3 protein-coding genes are annotated in these 3,124 nt (G+C 65.1%); 1 reads left to right on the top strand and 2 read right to left on the bottom strand.

Annotated elements, in window-relative coordinates; translation table 11 throughout:
• Window positions 1–51: 51 nt before the first annotated feature.
• Both murU and VGH68_RS15130 read right to left on the bottom strand, forming a co-directional pair.
• Window positions 52–765 (bottom strand): N-acetylmuramate alpha-1-phosphate uridylyltransferase MurU, encoded by a 714-nt coding sequence (gene murU, locus VGH68_RS15135; protein ID WP_331604459.1) that lies wholly within the window; start codon window positions 763–765, stop codon window positions 52–54.
• A gap of 3 nt (window positions 766–768) precedes the next feature.
• On the bottom strand, window positions 769–1,836 hold the full coding sequence (locus VGH68_RS15130; protein ID WP_331604458.1) for an aminoglycoside phosphotransferase family protein: 1,068 nt from the start codon (window positions 1,834–1,836) through the stop codon (window positions 769–771).
• Window positions 1,837–2,060: 224 nt separating this feature from the next.
• On the opposite strand from VGH68_RS15130, the gene VGH68_RS15125 reads away from it, so the two are divergent.
• On the top strand, window positions 2,061–3,124 hold a 1,064-nt coding region (locus tag VGH68_RS15125), incomplete at its 3' end, for an LPS-assembly protein LptD (protein ID WP_331604457.1).

Below are 3,124 nucleotides of genomic sequence, written 5' to 3'. Positions count from 1 at the left end.
GCAGGGCCAAACCGCAGCAGAGGGCCAACGGCAGCAGGGCCCATGCTCGCCTCAGCGCGTCCGCAACAGCCGGTCCAGCGCCTCCAGCTGCGCCTGCGTGCCGACGTTCTCCCACACCCCTTCATACAGCTCGCCGCTCGCGAGACCGCGCGCAATGGTCTCGCGGTAATACGGCGTGAGCGCGCGCCGCGAGCCGCGCGGCAGATCACGGAACATGCGCGTGTCGTAGAGACCGAAGCTGCCGAACGTCGAGCGCGGCGATGTATCGAGCGACAGCACGCCATCGGCGAGACCAAAGTCGCCGTTCGGATGAAACGCCGGGTTCGGCACCATCACCAGATGCATGCCGGGCTGCGGCAACGCCCTCAACTGATCGGCGCGCGCATGCAGCGCCGCGTAATCGAAATCGGTGTACACGTCGCCGGCGACCGCGATGAACACGTCATCTTCGCCGTGGCTGGTCAACAAAGGCAGCGCCTGCGCGATGCCGCCCGCAGTTTCGAGCGCCTCGTGCTCGGGCGAGTAGCGCAGTTCCACCTGCCAGCGCGAACCGTCGCCGAGCGCGGCTTCGATCTGCGCGCCGAGCCACGCATGATTGATCACGATGCTGCGGATGCCCGCCTGCGCGAGCCGTTCGATCTGCCACACGATCAGCGGCTTGCCGCCTGCTTCGAGCAAGGGCTTCGGGCACGCGTCGGTCAGCGGACGCATGCGCTCGCCGCGGCCCGCGGCGAAAATCATCGCTTTCTTTACGGGCATTGTCATCGGTCAGAAGGTGTAGCCGACTTCCAGCGCGCGGCCTTCGAGATCGTCGAGCAGCTTCGCGAATCCACGCAGCGGCGCGTATCGCTCGGCCACCTTGCGCGCATAGCCGATGAAGCGCGGCAAGTCGTTCATGTAATGCGGCTTGCCGTCGCGGTAGTTGATCCGGCAGAACAGGCCGAGCACCTTGATGTGCCGCTGCAAACCCATCCATTCGAGCTGACGATAGAATTCGCCGAAATCGGCATCCACCGGCAGGCCGGCTTTTTTCGCGCGCTCCCAGTAGTACGCGAAGCAGTCAAGTTCGAACTCCTCGTCCCAGCTCAGGAACGCGTCGCGCAGCAGCGACACGACGTCGTAGGTGATCGGCCCGTACACCGCGTCCTGGAAATCGAGCACGCCGGGGTTCGGCTCGGCGATCATCAGATTGCGCGGCATGAAATCGCGCAGCATGAAGCTTTGCGGCTGCGCGCGCGCACTTGCGATCAACAGCGCGAACGTGCGATCGAGCAGCGCGCGCGTGTCGGTGTCGAGCTCGCGGCCGAGATGCCGGCCGATGAACCATTCCGGCATCAATTCCATCTCGCGGCGCAGGAACGCTTCGTCGAACGGCGGCAGGACGTCTTCACGGGAACTCGACTGCCAGCGGATCAGCGCGTCGAGCGCGTCGCGCATCAGCTCGCGCGCGCGGCGCGAGTCGCCAGCGGTCTGCGCGTCGGTCAGCGCGCCGAGGTAAGACGCGCTGCCGAGGTCGGTGACGAGCATGAAGCCGGCTTCGAAGTCGGCTTCGAGCACGCGCGGGACATGCACGCCGGCGTGCGCGAGCAACTGCGCGATCTGCGCGAATTCGCGGCATTTTTCGGGCGGCGGTGCGTCGACCGCGATCAGCGTCGCCGCGCCGCCGGCTTGCGGTGTCTTGCCGGCGAGCCGGAAATAGCGGCGGAAACTCGCGTCGGACGAAGCCGCAACGAGCGTGTCGGGTTCGAGCGCATGGCGCGCGGCGTGGCCTTGCAGCCAGGCTTTGAGCAGGGAGAAACGGGGGTCGGTGAGGTCTTGGGTGGCGGGCAGCGTCATGAAAACCAGCGGCAAATTCAGGGGGGCAACGTCTTGCCATATAATACCCCACGACTTTTTTGACGCGACTCACACGCCAGCTTTCGCGTGTTCCGTTCTACCGCCCGCCTTATCATTCGGCAACTGGTCAATCCTGATGTACAGCCGACTGTCAGGGTCGCGGTGCGCAGGCGGTGGATCGTGACCACGGAAGCTTGCGCACGGGCCGATTCGCCAAACGATACATGCCGCCTAGACAGCTTTCCGATACCACTCCCTCCTGTGCAGTCGTGCCGCGCAAAAGGCGGCTCGTCGCGGCGCTCATCGCCGTACCGGGCCTGATGCCCGCGCTTGCGCACGCGCAGCTGGCCGGGGAAGCTGCGCAGCCTCAACCGATCGACGCGCCGTGGGGCATGCGGCTCGCGCCCCAGCTCGAAGACCATCCGTTGCAAAGCGGCCAGCGCCCGGCCACCTTCGTGCTCGGCGACCAGGCGAGCGGCACGATCGACCAGGATCTCGCGGTCAAGGGATCGGGCGAATTGCGCCACAACACGGCCGTGATCAAGGCCGACGCGCTGCACTACGATCAGGACACGGACATGGCCGATGCGTACGGCAATGTCCACGTCACCAACACCGGCAACACCTTCATCGGTCCCGAAGCGCATCTGCGCGTCGATTCGACCGAAGGGTTCATGACCGCGGCGAAGTATCACTTCAACGTGACGGGCGGCTCGGGCAGCGCGCAGCGCGTCGACCTGCTCGACGCCGAACGCTCGGTATTCACGAAAGGCACTTACACCGCGTGTTCGTGCACGGACAACCCGGCGTGGTACATCAAAGGCAGCGAGTTCGACTTCGACACCGGCGCGGACGAGGGCATCGCGTACAACAGCGTGCTGTTTTTCCAGGGCGTGCCGGTGTTCGCGTCGCCGTGGCTGTCGTTTCCGCTGTCGGGCGACCGCCGCAGCGGTCTGTTGCCGCCCACGTTTTCGCTGAGCTCGACGAACGGCTTCGAGCTGTCGGTACCGTACTACTTCAACATCGCGCCGAACCGCGATCTGACGGTCACCCCGCGTCTGATCTCGAAGCGCGGCGTGCAGCTGCAAAGCACGTTCCGCTATCTGTCGCCGACCTACTCGGGCTCGATCACCGGCGAATTCCTGCCGGACGATCGCATGACGCATACGAACCGGTACGCGCTGTACATCCAGCACAACCAGAACTTCGGCAACGGGTTCGGCGGTTACATCTACTACAACAAGGTCTCGGACAACACGTATCCGGAAGACCTGTCGTCGTCGGTCAG

It is taken from the genome of Paraburkholderia sp., assembly GCF_036488505.1.
Classification (GTDB): Bacteria; Pseudomonadota; Gammaproteobacteria; order Burkholderiales; family Burkholderiaceae; genus Paraburkholderia.
Note: the sequence above shows the minus strand (reverse complement) of the source record. Positions and strands in the feature narration are given on the sequence as shown.